16 protein-coding genes are annotated in these 17,538 nt (G+C 37.2%); 13 read left to right on the plus strand and 3 right to left on the minus strand.

Annotated features, from left to right (window positions below):
• The first annotated feature begins 307 nt into the window (after window positions 1-307).
• Genes AB1278_RS18905 through AB1278_RS18915 form a run of 3 tightly spaced genes read left to right on the plus strand, consistent with a single transcriptional unit; the run spans window position 308 to window position 3,243 of the window.
• Window positions 308-1,558, plus strand: coding sequence for a quaternary amine ABC transporter ATP-binding protein (locus AB1278_RS18905; protein ID WP_429816342.1), 1,251 nt, complete (start codon window positions 308-310; stop codon window positions 1,556-1,558).
• Window position 1,559: 1 nt separating this feature from the next.
• Window positions 1,560-2,387: an ABC transporter permease gene (locus AB1278_RS18910; protein ID WP_429816346.1), complete on the plus strand. Its 828-nt coding sequence runs from the start codon at window positions 1,560-1,562 to the stop codon at window positions 2,385-2,387.
• Between the two features lies 1 nt (window position 2,388).
• A complete protein-coding gene (locus tag AB1278_RS18915) occupies window positions 2,389-3,243 on the plus strand; it encodes a glycine betaine ABC transporter substrate-binding protein (RefSeq protein WP_202843264.1) in 855 nt (284 codons plus the stop codon).
• A gap of 300 nt (window positions 3,244-3,543) precedes the next feature.
• Here the strand turns inward: AB1278_RS18915 and AB1278_RS18920 are convergent, their stop codons facing one another.
• Window positions 3,544-3,927 (minus strand): winged helix-turn-helix transcriptional regulator, encoded by a 384-nt coding sequence (locus tag AB1278_RS18920; RefSeq protein WP_202843266.1) that lies wholly within the window; start codon window positions 3,925-3,927, stop codon window positions 3,544-3,546.
• Between the two features lie 92 nt (window positions 3,928-4,019).
• On the opposite strand from AB1278_RS18920, the gene AB1278_RS18925 reads away from it, so the two are divergent.
• Window positions 4,020-5,009, plus strand: a complete 990-nt coding sequence (locus AB1278_RS18925; protein ID WP_202843268.1) for an NADP-dependent oxidoreductase — start codon at window positions 4,020-4,022, stop codon at window positions 5,007-5,009.
• 3 nt (window positions 5,010-5,012) lie between these two features.
• Complete coding sequence (locus AB1278_RS18930; protein ID WP_202843270.1) at window positions 5,013-5,483, plus strand: cupin domain-containing protein; 471 nt, start codon at window positions 5,013-5,015, stop codon at window positions 5,481-5,483.
• A 202-nt stretch (window positions 5,484-5,685) separates the two neighbouring features.
• On the opposite strand, the gene AB1278_RS18935 is transcribed toward AB1278_RS18930, so the two are convergent.
• Together AB1278_RS18935 and AB1278_RS18940 are read right to left on the minus strand one after the other, a co-directional pair.
• Window positions 5,686-6,093: a thiol:disulfide interchange protein gene (locus AB1278_RS18935; RefSeq protein WP_343641571.1), complete on the minus strand. Its 408-nt coding sequence runs from the start codon at window positions 6,091-6,093 to the stop codon at window positions 5,686-5,688.
• A 50-nt stretch (window positions 6,094-6,143) separates the two neighbouring features.
• A complete protein-coding gene (locus AB1278_RS18940; RefSeq protein ID WP_429816352.1) occupies window positions 6,144-8,213 on the minus strand; it encodes a TonB-dependent receptor plug domain-containing protein in 2,070 nt (689 codons plus the stop codon).
• A gap of 123 nt (window positions 8,214-8,336) precedes the next feature.
• Between AB1278_RS18940 and AB1278_RS18945 the strand changes: the two genes are divergently transcribed.
• The 8 genes from AB1278_RS18945 (at window position 8,337) to AB1278_RS18980 (ending at window position 17,491) form a co-directional block, all read left to right on the plus strand.
• Window positions 8,337-9,488 carry a homogentisate 1,2-dioxygenase gene (locus tag AB1278_RS18945; protein WP_343641575.1) on the plus strand — a complete coding sequence of 384 codons (1,152 nt, stop codon included), beginning with the start codon at window positions 8,337-8,339 and terminating at the stop codon, window positions 9,486-9,488.
• 427 nt (window positions 9,489-9,915) lie between these two features.
• Window positions 9,916-11,427: a succinate CoA transferase gene (locus AB1278_RS18950; RefSeq protein ID WP_202843290.1), complete on the plus strand. Its 1,512-nt coding sequence runs from the start codon at window positions 9,916-9,918 to the stop codon at window positions 11,425-11,427.
• Window positions 11,428-11,647: 220 nt separating this feature from the next.
• Window positions 11,648-12,922 (plus strand): acetyl-CoA hydrolase/transferase family protein, encoded by a 1,275-nt coding sequence (locus AB1278_RS18955; RefSeq protein ID WP_202843292.1) that lies wholly within the window; start codon window positions 11,648-11,650, stop codon window positions 12,920-12,922.
• A 137-nt stretch (window positions 12,923-13,059) separates the two neighbouring features.
• Window positions 13,060-13,851 carry a hypothetical protein gene (locus AB1278_RS18960; protein ID WP_202843295.1) on the plus strand — a complete coding sequence of 264 codons (792 nt, stop codon included), beginning with the start codon at window positions 13,060-13,062 and terminating at the stop codon, window positions 13,849-13,851.
• A gap of 237 nt (window positions 13,852-14,088) precedes the next feature.
• Window positions 14,089-15,219: a 4-hydroxyphenylpyruvate dioxygenase gene (gene hppD / locus AB1278_RS18965; protein ID WP_202843296.1), complete on the plus strand. Its 1,131-nt coding sequence runs from the start codon at window positions 14,089-14,091 to the stop codon at window positions 15,217-15,219.
• A 69-nt stretch (window positions 15,220-15,288) separates the two neighbouring features.
• Window positions 15,289-15,750 (plus strand): hypothetical protein, encoded by a 462-nt coding sequence (locus tag AB1278_RS18970; RefSeq protein WP_202843298.1) that lies wholly within the window; start codon window positions 15,289-15,291, stop codon window positions 15,748-15,750.
• A gap of 52 nt (window positions 15,751-15,802) precedes the next feature.
• Window positions 15,803-17,050, plus strand: coding sequence for a fumarylacetoacetase (fahA, locus tag AB1278_RS18975; RefSeq protein WP_202843300.1), 1,248 nt, complete (start codon window positions 15,803-15,805; stop codon window positions 17,048-17,050).
• Window positions 17,051-17,083: 33 nt separating this feature from the next.
• Window positions 17,084-17,491, plus strand: coding sequence for a GxxExxY protein (locus AB1278_RS18980; RefSeq protein ID WP_202843302.1), 408 nt, complete (start codon window positions 17,084-17,086; stop codon window positions 17,489-17,491).
• Window positions 17,492-17,538 lie beyond the last annotated feature (47 nt).

Genomic DNA, 17,538 nt, shown 5'->3' on the forward strand with positions numbered 1-17,538 from the left:
TTCAAGTTGTTCAGTATACATATCTGTAATTACATCATCAGTAATTTAATTGTAGAATCTATGTAAAAGATCAGTTTCTTTTTACATAATACACTCTTTTTCTAGAGTATAATCTATTGAAATATTTAAAATAAACATAAGGCCAGCAGGTCTTTATGCTATTATTTTTTTGTTTAAAGCTTTTATCACCAAAGGCTTGGCAAATTATTTTATCCTATTACCAACAACAGAACAACGAAAGCTAAATGTATATAATGAATTGGTGTACAATTTTTTATATCAAATTATTAATTGAAAAATTCTGAATATGGAAAAAAATGAAAACACTCGAAAAGTAAAACTTAAAGTGGAAGACCTGACGATCATCTTTGGTAAAAACAAAGAAAAGGCACAGGAACTTCTGGACAAAGGTTTTTCCAAAAAGGAAATTCTTGAAAAAACAGGCTGTACCATAGGAATCAACAAAGCCAGTTTTGAAATCTATGAAGGAGAATTCTTTGTGATCATGGGACTTTCAGGAAGTGGAAAATCTACTTTACTGCGTTGTCTGAACAGACTGAATGAGCCCACATCAGGAAAAGTATTCATCAATGACGATGATATCACCGGAAAAAACAATAAAGAGCTGCTGGAAGTAAGAAGAACGGAAATGAGTATGGTTTTCCAGAAATTTGGATTACTTCCTCATCATACAATTCTTGACAATGCTGGTTTCGGATTAGAAATAAGAGGAGAAGACAAAGCTTCACGCGATAAAAAAGCACAGAAAGCGCTGGATATCGTTGGATTAACCGGTTTTGAAAATCAGTATCCTTCCCAACTTTCCGGAGGAATGCAGCAGAGAGTAGGATTGGCAAGAGCGTTGGCAAACGATCCAGAAGTTTTGCTTATGGATGAAGCATTCTCTGCATTGGATCCGCTGATAAAATCTGAAATGCAGGATCAGATGCTTGAACTGCAGAATACCTTACAAAAAACCATTGTCTTTATTACCCACGATCTGGATGAAGCCATTAAAATCGGAGACCGTATCGTCATCATGAAAGATGGTGTCATAGAACAGATAGGAACAGCTGAAGATATTCTGACCAATCCGGCAAGCGATTATGTAAAAGCGTTCGTAGAAAAAGTAGACCGTAAAACCATTATTACCGCAAGATCTTTAATGTTTGACAAAGCGACAGTTGTACGTTTCAGAAAAGACGGTCCTGAGGGAGCTTTAAGAAAAATGAGAGCCACGGGATTAGAAAACTTGCCGGTGGTAGATTTTCAAAATAAATTTCTGGGTTTTGTAACCCTTAATGATGTGGTTCGCATTGCCAGAAAGAAAGAACCTACGGTAGAATCTATTATCAACAGCAATGTTCCTTCGGTTTATCCTGAAGTAACTGTAGAAGAAATGCTGCCGCTGATCTCTGAAAATAAATCATCCATCGCTGTAATTGATGAAGACAATAAATTTTTAGGTCTTGTCACTCAGTTATCACTGGTCATAGAAGCGACCAAATTTAACGAAGAAGAGATTATTGAATTAAAAGAAATCGCAAACAACCAATAAGATGAATAAAACTATAGATATAGGTCAATATGTAGAAACTGCAATCAATTGGCTCACAGAAAACGGAAAACCTGTATTTGATGTCATAAAGCATCTGGGAAATTCCTCTATTATGGGGATTGAATGGGTTTTAACAAACACTCCTTTTTATGTAATCATTCTCTTTTTTACCCTGCTGGCACTATGGAAAGCCGGAAAAGGCATTGCTGTAGTAACGGCTACCGGATTAAGTTTAATATTTTTAATGGGTCTATGGAAAGAAACCATGGAAACGCTGGCACTTATCTTTGTATCCACCATTACCGCTCTTATTCTTTCTATTCCTTTGGGAATTTTAGCAGCTAAAAGCAAAATAGCCGACAAAATCATTCGTCCTTTACTGGATCTGATGCAGACCATGCCCGCTTTTGTCTACCTGATCCCGGCTGTACTGTTTTTCAGTATCGGTAAAGTACCGGGTGCTTTTGCAACCATCATTTTCGCCATGCCGCCAGCAGTTCGATTAACGACATTGGGAATTGAAGCCGTTCCCAAAGATATTGTGGAAGCTGCCAGAGCTTTTGGAGCCACCAACCGTCAGATCCTGTTCAAAGTAGAGCTTCCTTTAGCGATGAAAACGATTTTAACGGGAATCAATCAGACAATCTTGTTATCATTATCCATGGTCGTTATTGCAGGAATGATTGCTGCAGGCGGTTTAGGAGAGAAAGTACTGGAGGGAATTAATAATCTGGATATCGGATTAGGATTTGAAAGTGGTTTATCCGTAGTGATATTGGCCATTATCCTCGACCGTATTACCCAGGGATTTGTAAAGAAAAAGCAATAAGATGAAACAATTTAAATATCTGTTTTTGCCCGTTTTAATGTTACTATTTACAGCATTAAGTTCGTGTGAAAACATAAAAAACTCAAAATACATTACCATAGGAATGGTAGATGGCTGGGCAGAAGATGTTGCGATGACGCATGTTGCAAAAGCCATTCTGGACGAGCAGGGATACCACGTTATTATTCAAAAAGCTTCTACGGATATGATCCTGGCTTCGATGAATAATGAAGATACAGACCTTTTCATGGGAGTCTGGCTTCCTTATACTCATGCTAAAAAACTGGCTAAATTTCCGGAATTAGTTCGTCTGGGAACCAATTACGACAATGGACGTATAGGACTGGTGGTTCCTGATTACGTTCCTGTTAACTCCATTGAGGAGCTCAATCAATATAAAAAACAGTTCAATCACAGAATTATTGGGATTGAAAAAGGAGCCGGGCTAACCACCGGAACGGATAAAGCTATTGTTGACTATAAACTGGATTACCAACAGATCAATTCCTCTACGATTGCCATGATCACCGAATTACAGAATGCTATTCAACGTAAAGAATGGATTGTGGTAACCGGATGGCAGCCTCACTGGATGTTTGGAAAAATGAAGCTTAAGTTTCTTGACGATCCCAAAAAGATATTTGGTGAAGCAGAACAGATTAAAACTTACTCCAGAAAAAGCTTTGCAAAAGATCATCCTGAGCTGGCCAAATTCTTTTCAAAACTCCATTTTGATGATGAAAATATGTCTGATCTTTTAATGAAAATGGAACAGAGTAAAAATAAAGAAGCCACCGCCAAAGAATGGGTGAAAGATCACCCGGAACTGGTACAGTCCTGGCTAGATAAAAATTAATAAACAGTTTGGTATTATTTAAAAATCCTCAACTCAACATGGGCTGAGGATTTTTTATCGACATAGATTAGTTGATTTTTTCTCTATGAAGCCATATTATTAGTAATCGCAAAGACGCAAAGAAATTTAATAACATACTGCTTTAAGGCGCAAGAACATTTCGACTTCGCTCAATGGGAGATTTTCAGCAAGTTTGTTTCAGTTAAAATTCAACAGAATTAAATTTTATCAAAGATAAAATCCTTGCGCCTTAAGGCATATTTAAAAGAAAATTGTTGCGTCTTTGCGTTTTTCAATATCTCATAACGATCCCATTGATTCTTTGATTTTCTCACGATGAAGGATCCCCCAATTCACCAATGTTTCTGTGACCGGAAATACAGATTTCCCGTATTCGGTCACCGCATACGTTACCGTAATCGGCTTTGTATCCTGAATGGTTCTGGTGATCAGGAGATTCGTTTCCAGTTCTTTTAATTCTTTGCTTAACATTTTCGCAGAGATACCTTCTATACTGCGTTCCAACTTTTTAAAATGAATCATCTGATCCGGTCTGTTCGTCAGATACCGTAAAATCATCAGTTTCCATTTTCCTCCCAAAACGTCCAGACTGTCGCGCATCGCGAACAATTCCTCTGTGCAGCTGGCCTCTCTTTCAATGCCGTTTTCAATGATTTTTGCCATAATAGTTTCATGAAGGTAACTAGTTACCATTGGTTAACTAGTAGCAAATATAAACTATTCCCGCTTTACATTTGTGTATCAAATTTTAAAGTATGAAAACAGTTATTTTAAATAAAAACGGAAAGTTGGAAGACGGATTTGCAGAACAGCCAAAACCCAAAGGCAATGAAGTTTTAATTCAGATTAAAGCAAGTGGTTTCAACCCCATCGATTATCAGATGCTGGAAAATGAATTGGAACGGAAACTGATCAGTTCCCCGATATTAGGAAGAGAACTATCCGGAATTGTAGTGGATAAAGGTTCAGGAGTTAAAGAATTCAATATTGGAGATGAAGTCTATTGTGGCAGCGGTTCCATGGGAAGCAACGGCACTTACGCTGAATATATTGCAGTTCCTGAAGCCATTGTTTCCTTTAAACCAAAAAATATTTCTTTTGAACAGGCGGCTGCCATTCCTTCAGCAGGGCTTACTTCTTTACAAATTTTTAATCGTCTGAAATTAAACCCCGAAAATACAGTTTTGGTAACAGGAGCAACCGGAGGAGTCGGTTCATTTCTGATCAAACTTTTATTAGCACATAATATCCGACAGATCACAACCACAGTGGGCAGTGAAGAAAACAGACAGATCCTTCTCAATCTGGGATTGAAAAATCATCAGATCATCAACTATAAAGAAGAAAATCTTATCAGTAATATTCTAAAAGCCAATAATGATCAACCTTTCGAATATGGAATTGATCTGGTGGGAAACTATATGTCTGAAATCACCGCAGAAGTTTTAAAAATCAACGGAACGTATGTGGATGTGACAGCCTTGGTCACTAGAGATGCTCATGAAACCCTTTTCAACAAAGGAACTATGATTATGAATATCTCCAATTATATGTATGGAATGGTAAAAAAATACGAGTATTATAAAAACAGTTTGCTTACCATCAAAACACTTATTGAAAACGGAATGATTCTCCCTCCACAATATAGAACCGTTGGAAATCTTTCTTTGGATACAGTTCTACAGGCACATTCTATTCTAAAAAATAATCAGACTCAAGGTCATAAACTTATTATGAAACATTAATCTATGAATAAAATACCAAGACGAATCGTAACAGGAATAAAAGACGGAAAATCCGTTATTACTGAAGATCAACAAGTAGAAAACGCTGTGGAACACTTCCCGGGGCTCATCATTTCAGATGTATGGAATACCCATACAATGCCGGCCAGCCTGGACTTTGAAACCCAAATTCCCAATACCGGATTTCCACAAACTCCTAAAAATGGTACTTACTTCCGATATGTAGTAGTTCCTCCTGATAAAGATTTAGGTATAGAATGGAAAAAGAACGAACCTCATCCGATGATGCATCAAACCCCAACACTGGATTATATCATTATTCTTTCCGGCGAACTTTACCTTATCTTGGAAGAAGAAGAAACGCTTCTGAAGCCAGGCGACATCGTCATTCAAAGAGGAACAAATCATGCTTGGAGCAACCGGTCTAATGAACCTTGCATTCAGCTAGCTGTTTTGATTGATGCAGAAATTTAATTTGTTGGAAAAACGCAAAGACGCAAGGATAAATAAATAATGTATTGTTTTTAAGGCGCAAGAAAATCAAAGATTTTCAGCAAGGATTAATGCATATAGTATTAGAATTAGACAATTTTATCGCAGATAAAATCCTTGCGCCTTACAGCATAATAATAGAAAATACTTTGCGCCCCTGCGCTTTCCAATAAAAACTCCCAATTTACAAAGCAGAAATCTCCAACAGTTTCTGCTTCATTTTTTCAGTCGTCATCTGCCCTTCCTGATAATACACCAGATTCTGATGCTTATCCAGGAATATCCACAAAGGATAAACAGGCTGATTTTTATTTTTAGACAATGCCAGCGCCAGCTCATGAATTCCCGAATTTCCATTCTGCAGATATTCAAAATCCTGGTTCTGAAAATGAATGGTCTCCTTCGTTTTCTCTGCCTCAAAGTTGATAAAATAAAAGTGATCATTGACCATATTCACCAACTCCTGATCTTTATTCATACGGAAAGACTCAATCTTACAGACCGCACACCAATCTGTATATAGATGGATCACAACCGGTTTAGGATTTTCTTTCTGCTGAACCTCAAGATCAGAAAAAGTGCCTGTCTTCATCTGAGACAGATAAAAACAGGGCACTAACATTAAAAATAAAGCTATTTTTTTCACTTTAAAGTATATTTTACTCCTAAGAAACCTCTGATTCCCTGCATCGGGGCATAACCGTATGCCGTATCAAAAGTATAATGATTAGGGTTGTTTATAGGATCATCAACATATTTATCAAACGGGTCAAATGGTCTCATCAAAGGATCTTTAGGTCTGAAATTGAATAAATTTTTCATCCCGCAATACACTTCAAATCCGGATTTGAAACTCTTGGACAACTGAATATTGGCCAGAGAATAAAAGGGCGAATATTCAGGGCGGTAGTCGTTTACCAGAACTGGAAGCCTCATGGGTCCGTAGAACTGTCCTGTAAAATCAATAGTTAGATTATTCGCAAACTTATACGTCAGATTATAAGTACCACTCCATTTTGGAGCATGAAGCTGCTGTGTTTTCTGGTTTTTGTCATCAAATTTCTGATAAACATCCAGATAAGTGACTCCCAGATTGACACTCAGAGGAAATTGAAATGTGAAATCCACATTCAGAGAAGCTCCTCTTGAAATTCCGTACCCGTGAAGATTATCATAAATAATTTTATTAGGATCGGAATCAAAATCCCCTACAATTTTATTGCTGAAATAGGTATAAAATGCAGAAGCATCAAGATTCACCATTCGACTGCCTACAGGAATTTTCCAGATATAATTCAGGTTTCCGTTGATGGATCTTTCGGGCTTCAGGTCAGATTTTACCACCACTTCCCTTGAACCTGTCAAAGCAGCATGATCTTCCGTAAACAAATTCACCACTCGGAAGCCTGTTCCAAAGTTAAAACGTAAAGTGTGATATGGATTAGGATTAAATTTCCATGCAAACCTCGGTGAATGTACGGAATGATGCACTTTATCATAATCATATCTGTATCCAAGCAGTAAAGTGTTTTTATCATTGATTTCCCACTGATCCTGGATAAATGCTCCCCAGATAGGAGATTTCATCGGTGCATTAGTGATACCATCCGCAGCTAATGTTCCGGGAGTATTATCATCGTAAAAAGTTCTTTTAAAAGTAAGTCCCGCAGTGATATCATGTTTTCCGAAACTCCTGTCCCAATAGGTCTGCACGAAAGCCACCTTTTGTGTAGCATTGAACGGATTGGAGCCATAAAATGAATTCTGATCATGGTAATTATAGGAAAACTGGGTCACAATATGTTCTTTCATGGGCCATTCATACAAACCAAAAATCTCTGCCCTGTTGGTATAGATACTTTCTCCGTACACCTCATCACTGCCACGGAAAGATTTATTCCACTGCATTTCACCACCAAAACGGTCTTCATACAGATATCTCATGGCAAAACTTGCCTGTCTGTTTTCCTTTCTTTTAAAATTCCACTTATTGAAAACCGAAATTCTGCTTTGTAAAGTAGCATCGGTGAAATTATCTTTATTCTGATCTATTCTTTCCTGAAAACTGAAATAGTTCAAACTTAATAATGAAGCTGCATTCTTTCCTACATTGAATTTAGTGGAAAGGTCCACATTATTTTCAAACCAGCTCGATGTCATCAGATCTACACTCAGCTTAGGAGCAGTCAAAGCATTTTTGGTAATAATATTGATCACACCTCCCATCGCTTCAGAGCCATAGATAGAAGACGCAGGACCTTTTACAACTTCAATTCGATCTACCAGACTATTGGGGATTCCGCTTAATCCATATACGGTGGAAAGTGAACTTACAATCGGCATTCCGTCAATCAGGATCATGGTATAAGGCCCTTCCAGTCCGTTGATGTGAATATCTCCCGTATTGCACACAGAACAGTTCAGCTGAGGTTTTACTCCATTCACCATGGCAATGGCCTCAAAAATACTGGGAGTAGGATTTTTCTGGAAAAATTTCTGACTGTAGATCTCCACTGCCACAGGACTTTTCGACCTGCTCATCGGTTTTATGGTTCCGGTAACTACAACATCTTCAATGTTACTTGTCTTGAATTCCCTCTTCATAACTTTTGCAGAATCCTGACTTTTAGACTGCTGTAAACTCAAACTGTCCGTCTCCTGCGCAAAGCAATAGGTAGATAAAAAAGTAATAGAAAATAATATTCGCTTCATGAAATTAAAATTGTTAGACAAATCTAACAATTATTTTTCAAACACAAAACTTCTTCAAAAAAATATAGATGGATTGAATTCATGAAAAATGATTAAATTTGAGAAACTACATATGAAAGTAAAATGAGATATCATCAATCGGGAAATATCCCACCAAAAAGACACACGATCTTTAAGTCTCCTGAAGATAAATTTTACTATGAGCAGCTTTTCGGTACAGAAGGCTTCCATGGTATTTCTTCTCTGTTATATCATATCCACCGCCCTACACAGATCAAATCTATCGGTGAGCCGAAAGATGTTACTCCCAAAATTGCTGTGGAAAAAAATGTGGCTCCGAGAATGTTTAAAGGAATGAACGTCACTCCTGAAGATGATTTTATGGACAGCCGAAAGATCCTTTTGATGAATAATGACCTGAAAATGGGACTGGCCAAGCCAAGAAAATCGATGGATTACTTCTACAAAAATGCAGAATGTGATGAACTTTTATATGTTCACCAAGGAAACGGAATCTTAAAAACATTTGTAGGTGATCTTGAATTCGTAACCGGAGATTATCTTATTATTCCGCGAGGAACTATCTATCAGGTAGAACTAAAGTCTGATGACATTGTGTTTTTCGTATTGGAAAGCCACTCTCCTATTTACACTCCGAAAAGATACAGAAACGAATTCGGGCAGCTTTTGGAACATTCTCCATTCTGCGAAAGAGATATAATTGCTCCTACCTACAGAGAACCCATCGATGAAAAGGGAGAATTCTTAATTAAAGTAAAAAAAGAAAACCAGATTACCGATTTCATCTACGCGACTCACCCGTTTGATGTAGTAGGCTGGGACGGATATTTTTATCCTTATAAATTCAACATTAAAAACTTCGAACCGATTACCGGAAGAATTCACCAACCACCACCTGTTCACCAGAATTTTGAGGGACACAATTTTGTAGTCTGCTCATTCTGTGCAAGAATGTATGATTATCACCCACAGGCGATTCCGGCACCTTACAACCACTCCAATATTGACTCTGATGAGGTATTATTCTATACGGAAGGAGACTTCATGAGCCGTAATCATATTGATTTGATGGACTTCACCCTTCACCCGGGAGGAATTGTACACGGACCTCATCCAGGTGCTATGGAAAGAAGTATCGGAAAAAAATTCACAGAAGAATATGCCGTAATGGTAGACCCTTTCCGCCCTTTGAAAATTACAGAAGAAGCTTTAAAAGTGGAAGATCCTTCTTATAAAACTTCATGGTTAGAATAGTCTACAAAGAATTAAAACAGTTTTAAACTTTACTATCAACCACAAAAGTCACAAAAGATATAAACGCTAAAAGTTTATAGGTGAATCTTTATTAATTATAAAGAACACAAAAGTTTTGAAAATCAAAGATTTTCCTCTAATGTGAACTTTATGCATTATTAATACTGGCTTTTTCATTAAACAAAAGTATTTAACCAAGCTTTTGTGACTTTTGTGGTTAAAAATTCAAATAGATTTATTTTAATATTAAAAAAGTCTATTAAGTTCATATCAAAAAGTATTACTGAATACATACAAAAGACGCTTTAAATCCTTTATTTAAAGCGTCTTTTTTTGTAAATTTGTGAGGTATGGTTACCATATTGGCCATCATTATTTTTCATGACGCATCCTAAGTAATGGTGGTTTAAAACAAAATCAATATTACATGTTAGAAAGAATCAGATTAGAAAGTCTACGCGAAAAAGTAACTACCGCTGAAAACGCAGTAAAAATCATTAAAGACGGTATGACCATCGGGTCCAGCGGCTTTACGAAAGCAGGTGACAGCAAAGCCATTTTGCCGGCACTGGCAGAAAGAGGAAAAACCGAAGACCTTAAAGTCACTTTAATGACGGGAGCTTCACTAGGCCACGGTACCGATGGAAAGCTGGCTGAAGCCAATGTTCTGAAGAAAAGGATGCCTTTCCAGGTAGATCCTGTTTTAAGAAATAAAATTAACAATGGCGAAATTCTATTCATCGACCAGCATTTAAGTGAAAGTGCCGAACTCCTCCACACCAAAAATCTTCAGAGTATTGACGTAGCTATTATTGAAGCAGCCTATATTGAAAGAGACGGAAGTATTGTTCCTACTACATCTGTAGGAAATTCTGTGACATTTGCTGCTTTGGCTAAAAAAGTGATTATTGAAATCAATACCGAAGTTCCTGAAGAAGTTTATGGAATCCATGATATCTACCAGGCCGAAGATTATCCTTACAGAAATGTTATTCCTATCGTAGCGCCATGGAACAAAATCGGGAGAAAAAGCATTCCTGTAGATCCTGAAAAAATTGAAGCTATCGTATTTACCAACCGTAAAGACAGCCCGGCTGATATTGCAGAACCGGACGAAAAAACTACAGCTATTGCCAAACATCTTCTTGCTTTCTTTGAAAATGAAGTTCTTTTGGGACGACTTACCGACAGACTACTTCCTCTTCAGGCAGGTATTGGTAAAGTAGCCAACGCTGTTCTGACAGGTTTCAAAGACAGTAATTTTTATGATCTGACAATGTTTTCCGAAGTACTTCAGGACAGTACCTTCGATCTGATCGATTCCGGTAAGCTAAGCTTTGCCTCAGCATCTTCCATTACCGTTTCTCAGGAATGCTACGAAAGAGTATTAGGAAATCTTTCAAAATATAAAGACAAATTCGTTTTAAGACCTCAGAATATTTCCAATACACCGGGACTGATCCGAAGATTGGGAGTGATTGCCATCAATACCGCCATTGAATTTGATATCTATGGAAATGTAAACTCCACTCATATCGGAGGAACCAAAATCATGAACGGAATCGGAGGTTCCGGAGACTTCGCGAGAAATGCTTATTTAAGTATTTTCGTAACTCAGGCTGCTTCAAAAGGCAACAATATTTCTCACGTCCTTCCAATGGTTTCTCATACCGACCATACGGAACATGATGTTGATATTCTGGTAACAGATGTCGGATTGGCTGATTTAAGAGGTTTAGCTCCAAGAGAAAGGGCACAGAAAATCATTGACAACTGTGTTCACCCGGATTATAAAGAAGAATTACAATCTTATTTCGACAGAGCCTGCGAAAAAGGAGGTCATACTCCTCATTTATTACAGGAAGCCTTCAGCTGGCATTTACGATTTGCAGAAACCGGAAGTATGAAACAGAAAACAGCTGTAGAAGCCGCTAATTAAGATTTTCATCAAAGATCAAATAAAACAAAAAGGACTGAATGCCAATGCATTTGGTCCTTGTTATTTTAAATCAAAATTGGTTTATTCATATGACAAAAATCTGTTCAATATCCTTAAAAAATTTATATGAACATAAAATTATAAAGATTATCTTTGAAAGAAGAGCGGTATTTTTATGAGATTTAAAATACGTTGAGCACCCTTTTAAAAAAGACAAAATATGAATAATTACATCAGCGCAGAAGAAGCAATATATACAATAAAAAGCGGAAACCGTGTGTTCTTTCATGGCAGTGCGTGTACCCCGAATTATCTGATTGACGAGTTGGCAAGACAGTCCGGCCGGCTGCAAAATGTGGAAATGGTTTCCATTACCCAACAGGGAAATGTGGAAATTGCAAAACCACAATACAAAGACAGCTTTTTCATCAATTCTTTATTTGTTTCAACGCCTGTGCGTGATGCTGTGAATTCTGACCGCGGAGACTTTGTTCCCGTTTTCTTAAGTGAAATTCCTATTTTATTCAGAAAAAACATCCTGCCACTGGATGTGGCGATCGTCACCGTTTCTCCACCAGATCAACACGGTTTTTGTACGTTGGGAACTTCAGTCGATATTGCGAGAGCTGCTGTAGATACGGCAAAAATCATTGTAGCCATCGTTAACCCAAGAATGCCAAGAACCCATGGAGACGGGATGATCCACATCAGCAGAATTCACAAGCTGGTATGGCATGAAGAGGAACTCCCAACAGTAGATTACGGTTCCAAAGTAGGCCCCGAAGAAATGCTGGTAGGAAAAAATGTTGCGGAGCTTATTGAAGACAGATCGACCCTTCAGATGGGTATCGGAACCATTCCTGATGCAGTTCTGAAATGCCTTACCAATCACAAAGATCTGGGAATTCACACAGAAATGCTGAGCGACGGTGTTATCGATCTGATTCAGAATGATGTGATCAATAATAAATACAAAGGCTACAACGATAACAAAACCATCACAAGTTTCTGTTTCGGAACCCGGAAACTCTATGATTATGTGGATGATAACACCGTTTTTGCTTTCAGGGATGTAAGCGAGGTTAATTTTCCTATCAATATCATGAGAAACAAAAAGATGGTTGCCATCAATTCTGCCATTGAAATAGACCTCACAGGACAGGTATGTGCCGACTCTATCGGAACGCTCCAGTACAGTGGAATCGGAGGACAAATGGATTTTATGCGCGGTGCTGCTTTAAGTGACGACGGGAAACCTATCATAGCCATTACCGCAAGAACAAAAAAAGGAGTTTCCAGAATTGTTCCCTTTCTTAAGCAGGGTGCTGGTGTAGTTACTACAAGAGGGCATATTCATTATGTAGTAACTGAATACGGAACAGCTTATCTGTACGGAAAAAACCTTCGCCAGAGAGCACAGGAACTTATCAGCATTGCCCATCCGGATGACAGAGAAATGCTGGAAAGAGCTGCTTTTGAAAGATTTAAACATTGATAATCAAACCATAAAGTTTTCAAAACTTTTTTTGCTATAAAAATTAAAACAAATTTTGAATTTAACATCATAGAATCATATGAAAATATTAATTTTTTGGCAGTATATTTGATAAAATTCATTCAAAAACAAGGAAATTGAAAACTATATATAATTCGATACGAGACGAAATTGTAAAACATTCCAAGGTAAGGAATTCTGTTTTGGGGAATGTGAATGAATGGAAGAGAAGCCACTATATTATTCTTTCCGAAATCATCAAAGATGAACTCTCTGAGGCTGAAGAACTGAAGGGAGGAAAAAAATTTGAAATCGGAAATACCATTTCCCATGTTACCCTTCAACGATTTTTTGAAAACGATTATCAGGATAAAACCCACAGTGATCTCAGATTTTTAAAAACACTGGATAAAATCTGTATCTTTTTAGGATATAAAGATCTTAATGATTACATCCTTACGGTAAGGTACAGAAAAGAGAATGATGAGGGAACAGATGACCAATCCTATCTTACACAGATGGTATATGATTACTGTGCTGCCGTTTTTGAATTTTATAAGCTGTTTCCGACTCACAATACCGAACTTTTAAAAGGTCTGGTATTTGACAACTCTCCTTTTCTGGAAAGAGCTTCACAGTTTAGTAAAGAGTTGTGTGATAAAGATTTTCACCTGGTTACAAAAAACAACAGATCCAATTATGAAGTATTTGATATTCACGTTGTCACAGACGAACCGGACAAAAAAATACTGGAGTCTCAGGAATTCTGGAATCTTCTGTTCAAAGTGGGAGAAACCGGCGAAGAACATTTCGTGAATCAACTCAGTACCCAGATCTATTTTATCCGAAAAATAAATGATACCTGGAAGATATGGGATAATTATAATCCCGACGCAGGAATGCTCAACCGAAAAATTGAAACAATCTAAAATAAAAAGCCGCAGAGAAATCTACGGCTTTCATGTTTCGAAATATTTTTTTTTCACTTGTCTTTTTGTATAACAAATGTAGGCAGACGATTTTAAACTTATGAAACTTAAATATACTTAAGTAAACTCTTCTTTAACGTTATGTTAAATATATTCAATGAATCCGGGGGAATATTTTCGCAATGTCTAAGAATTTTGTAATTTGCATACCAATAAAATAAAAGTAAAAGAGAAAATATGTCAACACTTACATTTGCCGAGAAAATAGCTCAAGCAGAAAATTTCTTACCAATTAATGGTACAGATTATATTGAGTTTTATGTAGGAAATGCAAAACAGGCTGCCCATTATTACAAAACCGCTTTCGGTTTTCAGTCTGTAGCTTATGCGGGTCCTGAAACAGGAGTAAGAGACCGTGCATCTTATGTGCTTCAACAAGGAAAAATCAGATTGGTATTAACAACAGGACTTAAATCTGACTCTCCTATCAGTGAGCACGTAAAAAAACATGGTGACGGAGTAAAAATTTTGGCACTTTGGGTAGATGACGCTTATGCAGCTTTCGAAGAAACAACTAAAAGAGGAGGAAAACCTTATTTAGAGCCTGTAACGTTAACTGATGAGCAGGGTGAGGTAAGAATGTCCGGTATCTACACCTATGGAGAAACCGTTCACATGTTTGTGGAAAGAAAAAATTATAACGGAGCTTTCATGCCTGGTTACGAAAAGTGGGAAAGTGATTATAAGCCTGAAGAAGCAGGTTTATTATACGTAGACCACTGTGTAGGAAATGTTGACTGGAACAGAATGATCCCGACCGTAGAGTGGTATGAAAAAGTAATGGGATTTGTTAACATCCTTTCTTTTGATGATAAGCAGATCAACACAGAATATTCTGCACTGATGTCTAAAGTAATGTCAAACGGAAACGGATATGCAAAATTCCCGATCAACGAACCTGCAGAAGGTAAAAAGAAATCTCAGGTAGAAGAATATCTTGATTTCTATGAAGGAGAAGGGGTACAGCACATTGCTGTAGCGACGAAAGATATTATCCATACCGTAACTGAATTGAAGAAGCGTGGTGTTGAATTCCTTTCTGCTCCACCGGAAGCTTATTACGACATGGTTCCTGAAAGAGTAGGTCATATTGATGAAGATCTTAAAAAACTTCAGGAGTTAGGTATACTTATTGATCATGATGAAGAAGGGTATTTATTACAGATCTTTACGAAGCCTGTAGAAGACCGCCCTACTCTATTCTTCGAAATTATTGAAAGACACGGTGCACAAAGTTTTGGTGCCGGAAATTTCAAGGCGTTATTCGAAGCATTAGAAAGAGAACAGGAAAGAAGAGGTAATCTTTAATTTTACAATAAAATATAAGTTTTGTCAGAATACTGTATTCTGGCAAAACTTTTTTATAAAACACAGTATATGAGAAAACTTTTTATCGGGATTTTCCTTCTGGGAACCTTAGGGCTTAAAGCCCAATATGGAACTTTGAATGAAATCCTTAACCGACTTGAACAAAGAAAAGGCATCAATCAGCATCTTGAAAATGTAAATATTGATAACAAAAAGTTTGTTTTCATCAAAGATGAAGCCGATCATACGGAACGGGACTTTATTATCATCAAAGGGAATAATGCCACGTATGTAGAAGTTTTCGATGATAAAGCAACAGGAGAAAGCAGTTCCAATGTTTTCACCGGTGATATCATCAGGAAAAAAAATATTATTTCTTTACGGGCAGACATGCTTGAAAACAAAAAAATCCCAATGCCTGTCACGAAGACTTTACTGCTGACACAACAGGACAATATTTTATACCTCATCGATGTCAATACCAGAGACAGATGGATAGATGAAGCATCTTACTCAAAAAAGGCCAAATAAATGTTCCGGGGAATTCTCCGGATGATATTGAATCTAACTAAAATCTAAACTTATGAAATCATTTGTAGACTATTCCTCAAATTCGGATTTTTCTATACACAATATTCCTTTCGGAGTCGCAGTTTTTAACAAAGAATATATCGGATGCTGTACAAGAATCGGAGATCAGGTCATTGACCTTGCTACATTGTACGATCTTGGGTATTTTGAAGATATTGAAGGATTAGACGACAATGTTTTTGAAGCGTATACCATCAACGAATTTATCGAGCTGGGTAAACCTGTTACCAATGCTGTTCGTATTAAAATCCAAACCTTATTACAGGAAGGATCCACTTTATCAAAAGATCAGAAAACTATTGAAGAGGCTTTCTATGACCTGGATAAAGTAAAAATGATGATGCCTGTTCACATCCCGAATTATACAGACTTCTATAGCAGCATCGAACATGCTACCAATGTTGGAAAAATGTTCCGTGATCCTGCAAACGCATTATTACCCAACTGGAAACACTTACCGGTAGGTTACCACGGAAGAGCATCCTCTATTGTAGTTTCCGGAACGGAGATCAACCGTCCGAAAGGTCAGACAAAGCCTGCCGATGCAGATAAACCGTTTTTCGGACCATCTAAACAACTGGATTTCGAACTGGAAATGGCTTTCATCATCAATAAAAATACAGAGATGGGAGAAAGTATTTCTACTAAAGACGCTGAAGATGCCATCTTTGGAATGGTCGTTTTCAACGACTGGTCTGCAAGAGATATCCAATCCTGGGAATATGTTCCGTTAGGGCCTTTCCTTGCGAAAAACTTCGGTTCATCCATTTCTCCATGGGTAGTTACCCTTGAAGCTTTGGAGCCGTTCAGAACCGCTTCCCCGGTGCAGGATCCTGAGGTTTTAGACTATTTAAAATTTGAAGGTGATAAAAATTACGATATCAACCTTGAAGTATATATCCAACCTGAAAACGGAGATCAAAATCTGATCTGTGAAAGCAACTACAAACACATGTACTGGAATATGACCCAGCAACTGGCACACCACACCGTAAACGGTTGCAACGTAGAAGTTGGTGATATGTACGCCAGTGGAACCATTTCCGGAAGTGACCCGAAATCTTTCGGTTCTATGCTTGAACTTACATGGAGAGGACAAAATCCTTTGTCATTAAGCAACGGAGAAGAAAGAAAATTCATTGAAGATAATGATACGGTTACCATGAAGGCCTGGGCTGAAAAAGACGGTGTGAGAGTAGGTTTCGGTGAAGTTTCAGGTAAAATCATTCCAGCACTTTAACTTTTTTTTACCACAATAGTCACAAAAGAATTTATGATTACGCAATCATTTTTAACAGATCTTACCTATAAAATAAATGGTGCTTGTATAGAAGTTCACAAAATTTTAGGGCCTGGTTTATTGGAAAGCGTATATCATAAATGTCTGGAAGAAGAATTTAGATTAAGAAATATTAATTTTAAATCTGAATTGAAAGTTCCTGTACATTACAAAGGAAAAGAAATTAACTGTGATTTCTTTTGTGACTTTTTAATTGAAGACCTAATTGTGGTAGAATTAAAGTCAGTTGCGAAGCTTAATGATATTCATAGAGCTCAACTTCTTAACTATATTAACTTAATGAAGAAACCCAAAGGCATTTTAGTCAATTTTAATGTAAAAAACCTATATCACGAAGGGCAAGAAACCTTTGTAAATCAATATTACGATATGCTTTTTTAAACTTTAATGATTAAAAGTATTTTACTTAAAACTTTTGTGCCTTTTGT

This window comes from Chryseobacterium sp. NRRL B-14798 (genome assembly GCF_050470705.1).
Lineage (GTDB): Bacteria > Bacteroidota > Bacteroidia > Flavobacteriales > Weeksellaceae > Chryseobacterium > Chryseobacterium cupriresistens.

Coding starts and splice junctions, on each gene's coding strand:
- AB1278_RS18905 (WP_429816342.1), top strand. CDS start 308: ATGGAAAAAAATGAAAACACTCGAAAAGTAAAACTTAAAGTGGAAGAC.
- AB1278_RS18910 (WP_429816346.1), top strand. CDS start 1,560: ATGAATAAAACTATAGATATAGGTCAATATGTAGAAACTGCAATCAAT.
- AB1278_RS18915 (WP_202843264.1), top strand. CDS start 2,389: ATGAAACAATTTAAATATCTGTTTTTGCCCGTTTTAATGTTACTATTT.
- AB1278_RS18920 (WP_202843266.1), bottom strand. CDS start 3,927: ATGGCAAAAATCATTGAAAACGGCATTGAAAGAGAGGCCAGCTGCACA.
- AB1278_RS18925 (WP_202843268.1), top strand. CDS start 4,020: ATGAAAACAGTTATTTTAAATAAAAACGGAAAGTTGGAAGACGGATTT.
- AB1278_RS18930 (WP_202843270.1), top strand. CDS start 5,013: ATGAATAAAATACCAAGACGAATCGTAACAGGAATAAAAGACGGAAAA.
- AB1278_RS18935 (WP_343641571.1), bottom strand. CDS start 6,093: ATGAAGACAGGCACTTTTTCTGATCTTGAGGTTCAGCAGAAAGAAAAT.
- AB1278_RS18940 (WP_429816352.1), bottom strand. CDS start 8,213: ATGAAGCGAATATTATTTTCTATTACTTTTTTATCTACCTATTGCTTT.
- AB1278_RS18945 (WP_343641575.1), top strand. CDS start 8,337: ATGAGATATCATCAATCGGGAAATATCCCACCAAAAAGACACACGATC.
- AB1278_RS18950 (WP_202843290.1), top strand. CDS start 9,916: ATGTTAGAAAGAATCAGATTAGAAAGTCTACGCGAAAAAGTAACTACC.
- AB1278_RS18955 (WP_202843292.1), top strand. CDS start 11,648: ATGAATAATTACATCAGCGCAGAAGAAGCAATATATACAATAAAAAGC.
- hppD (WP_202843296.1), top strand. CDS start 14,089: ATGTCAACACTTACATTTGCCGAGAAAATAGCTCAAGCAGAAAATTTC.
- AB1278_RS18970 (WP_202843298.1), top strand. CDS start 15,289: ATGAGAAAACTTTTTATCGGGATTTTCCTTCTGGGAACCTTAGGGCTT.
- fahA (WP_202843300.1), top strand. CDS start 15,803: ATGAAATCATTTGTAGACTATTCCTCAAATTCGGATTTTTCTATACAC.
- AB1278_RS18980 (WP_202843302.1), top strand. CDS start 17,084: ATGATTACGCAATCATTTTTAACAGATCTTACCTATAAAATAAATGGT.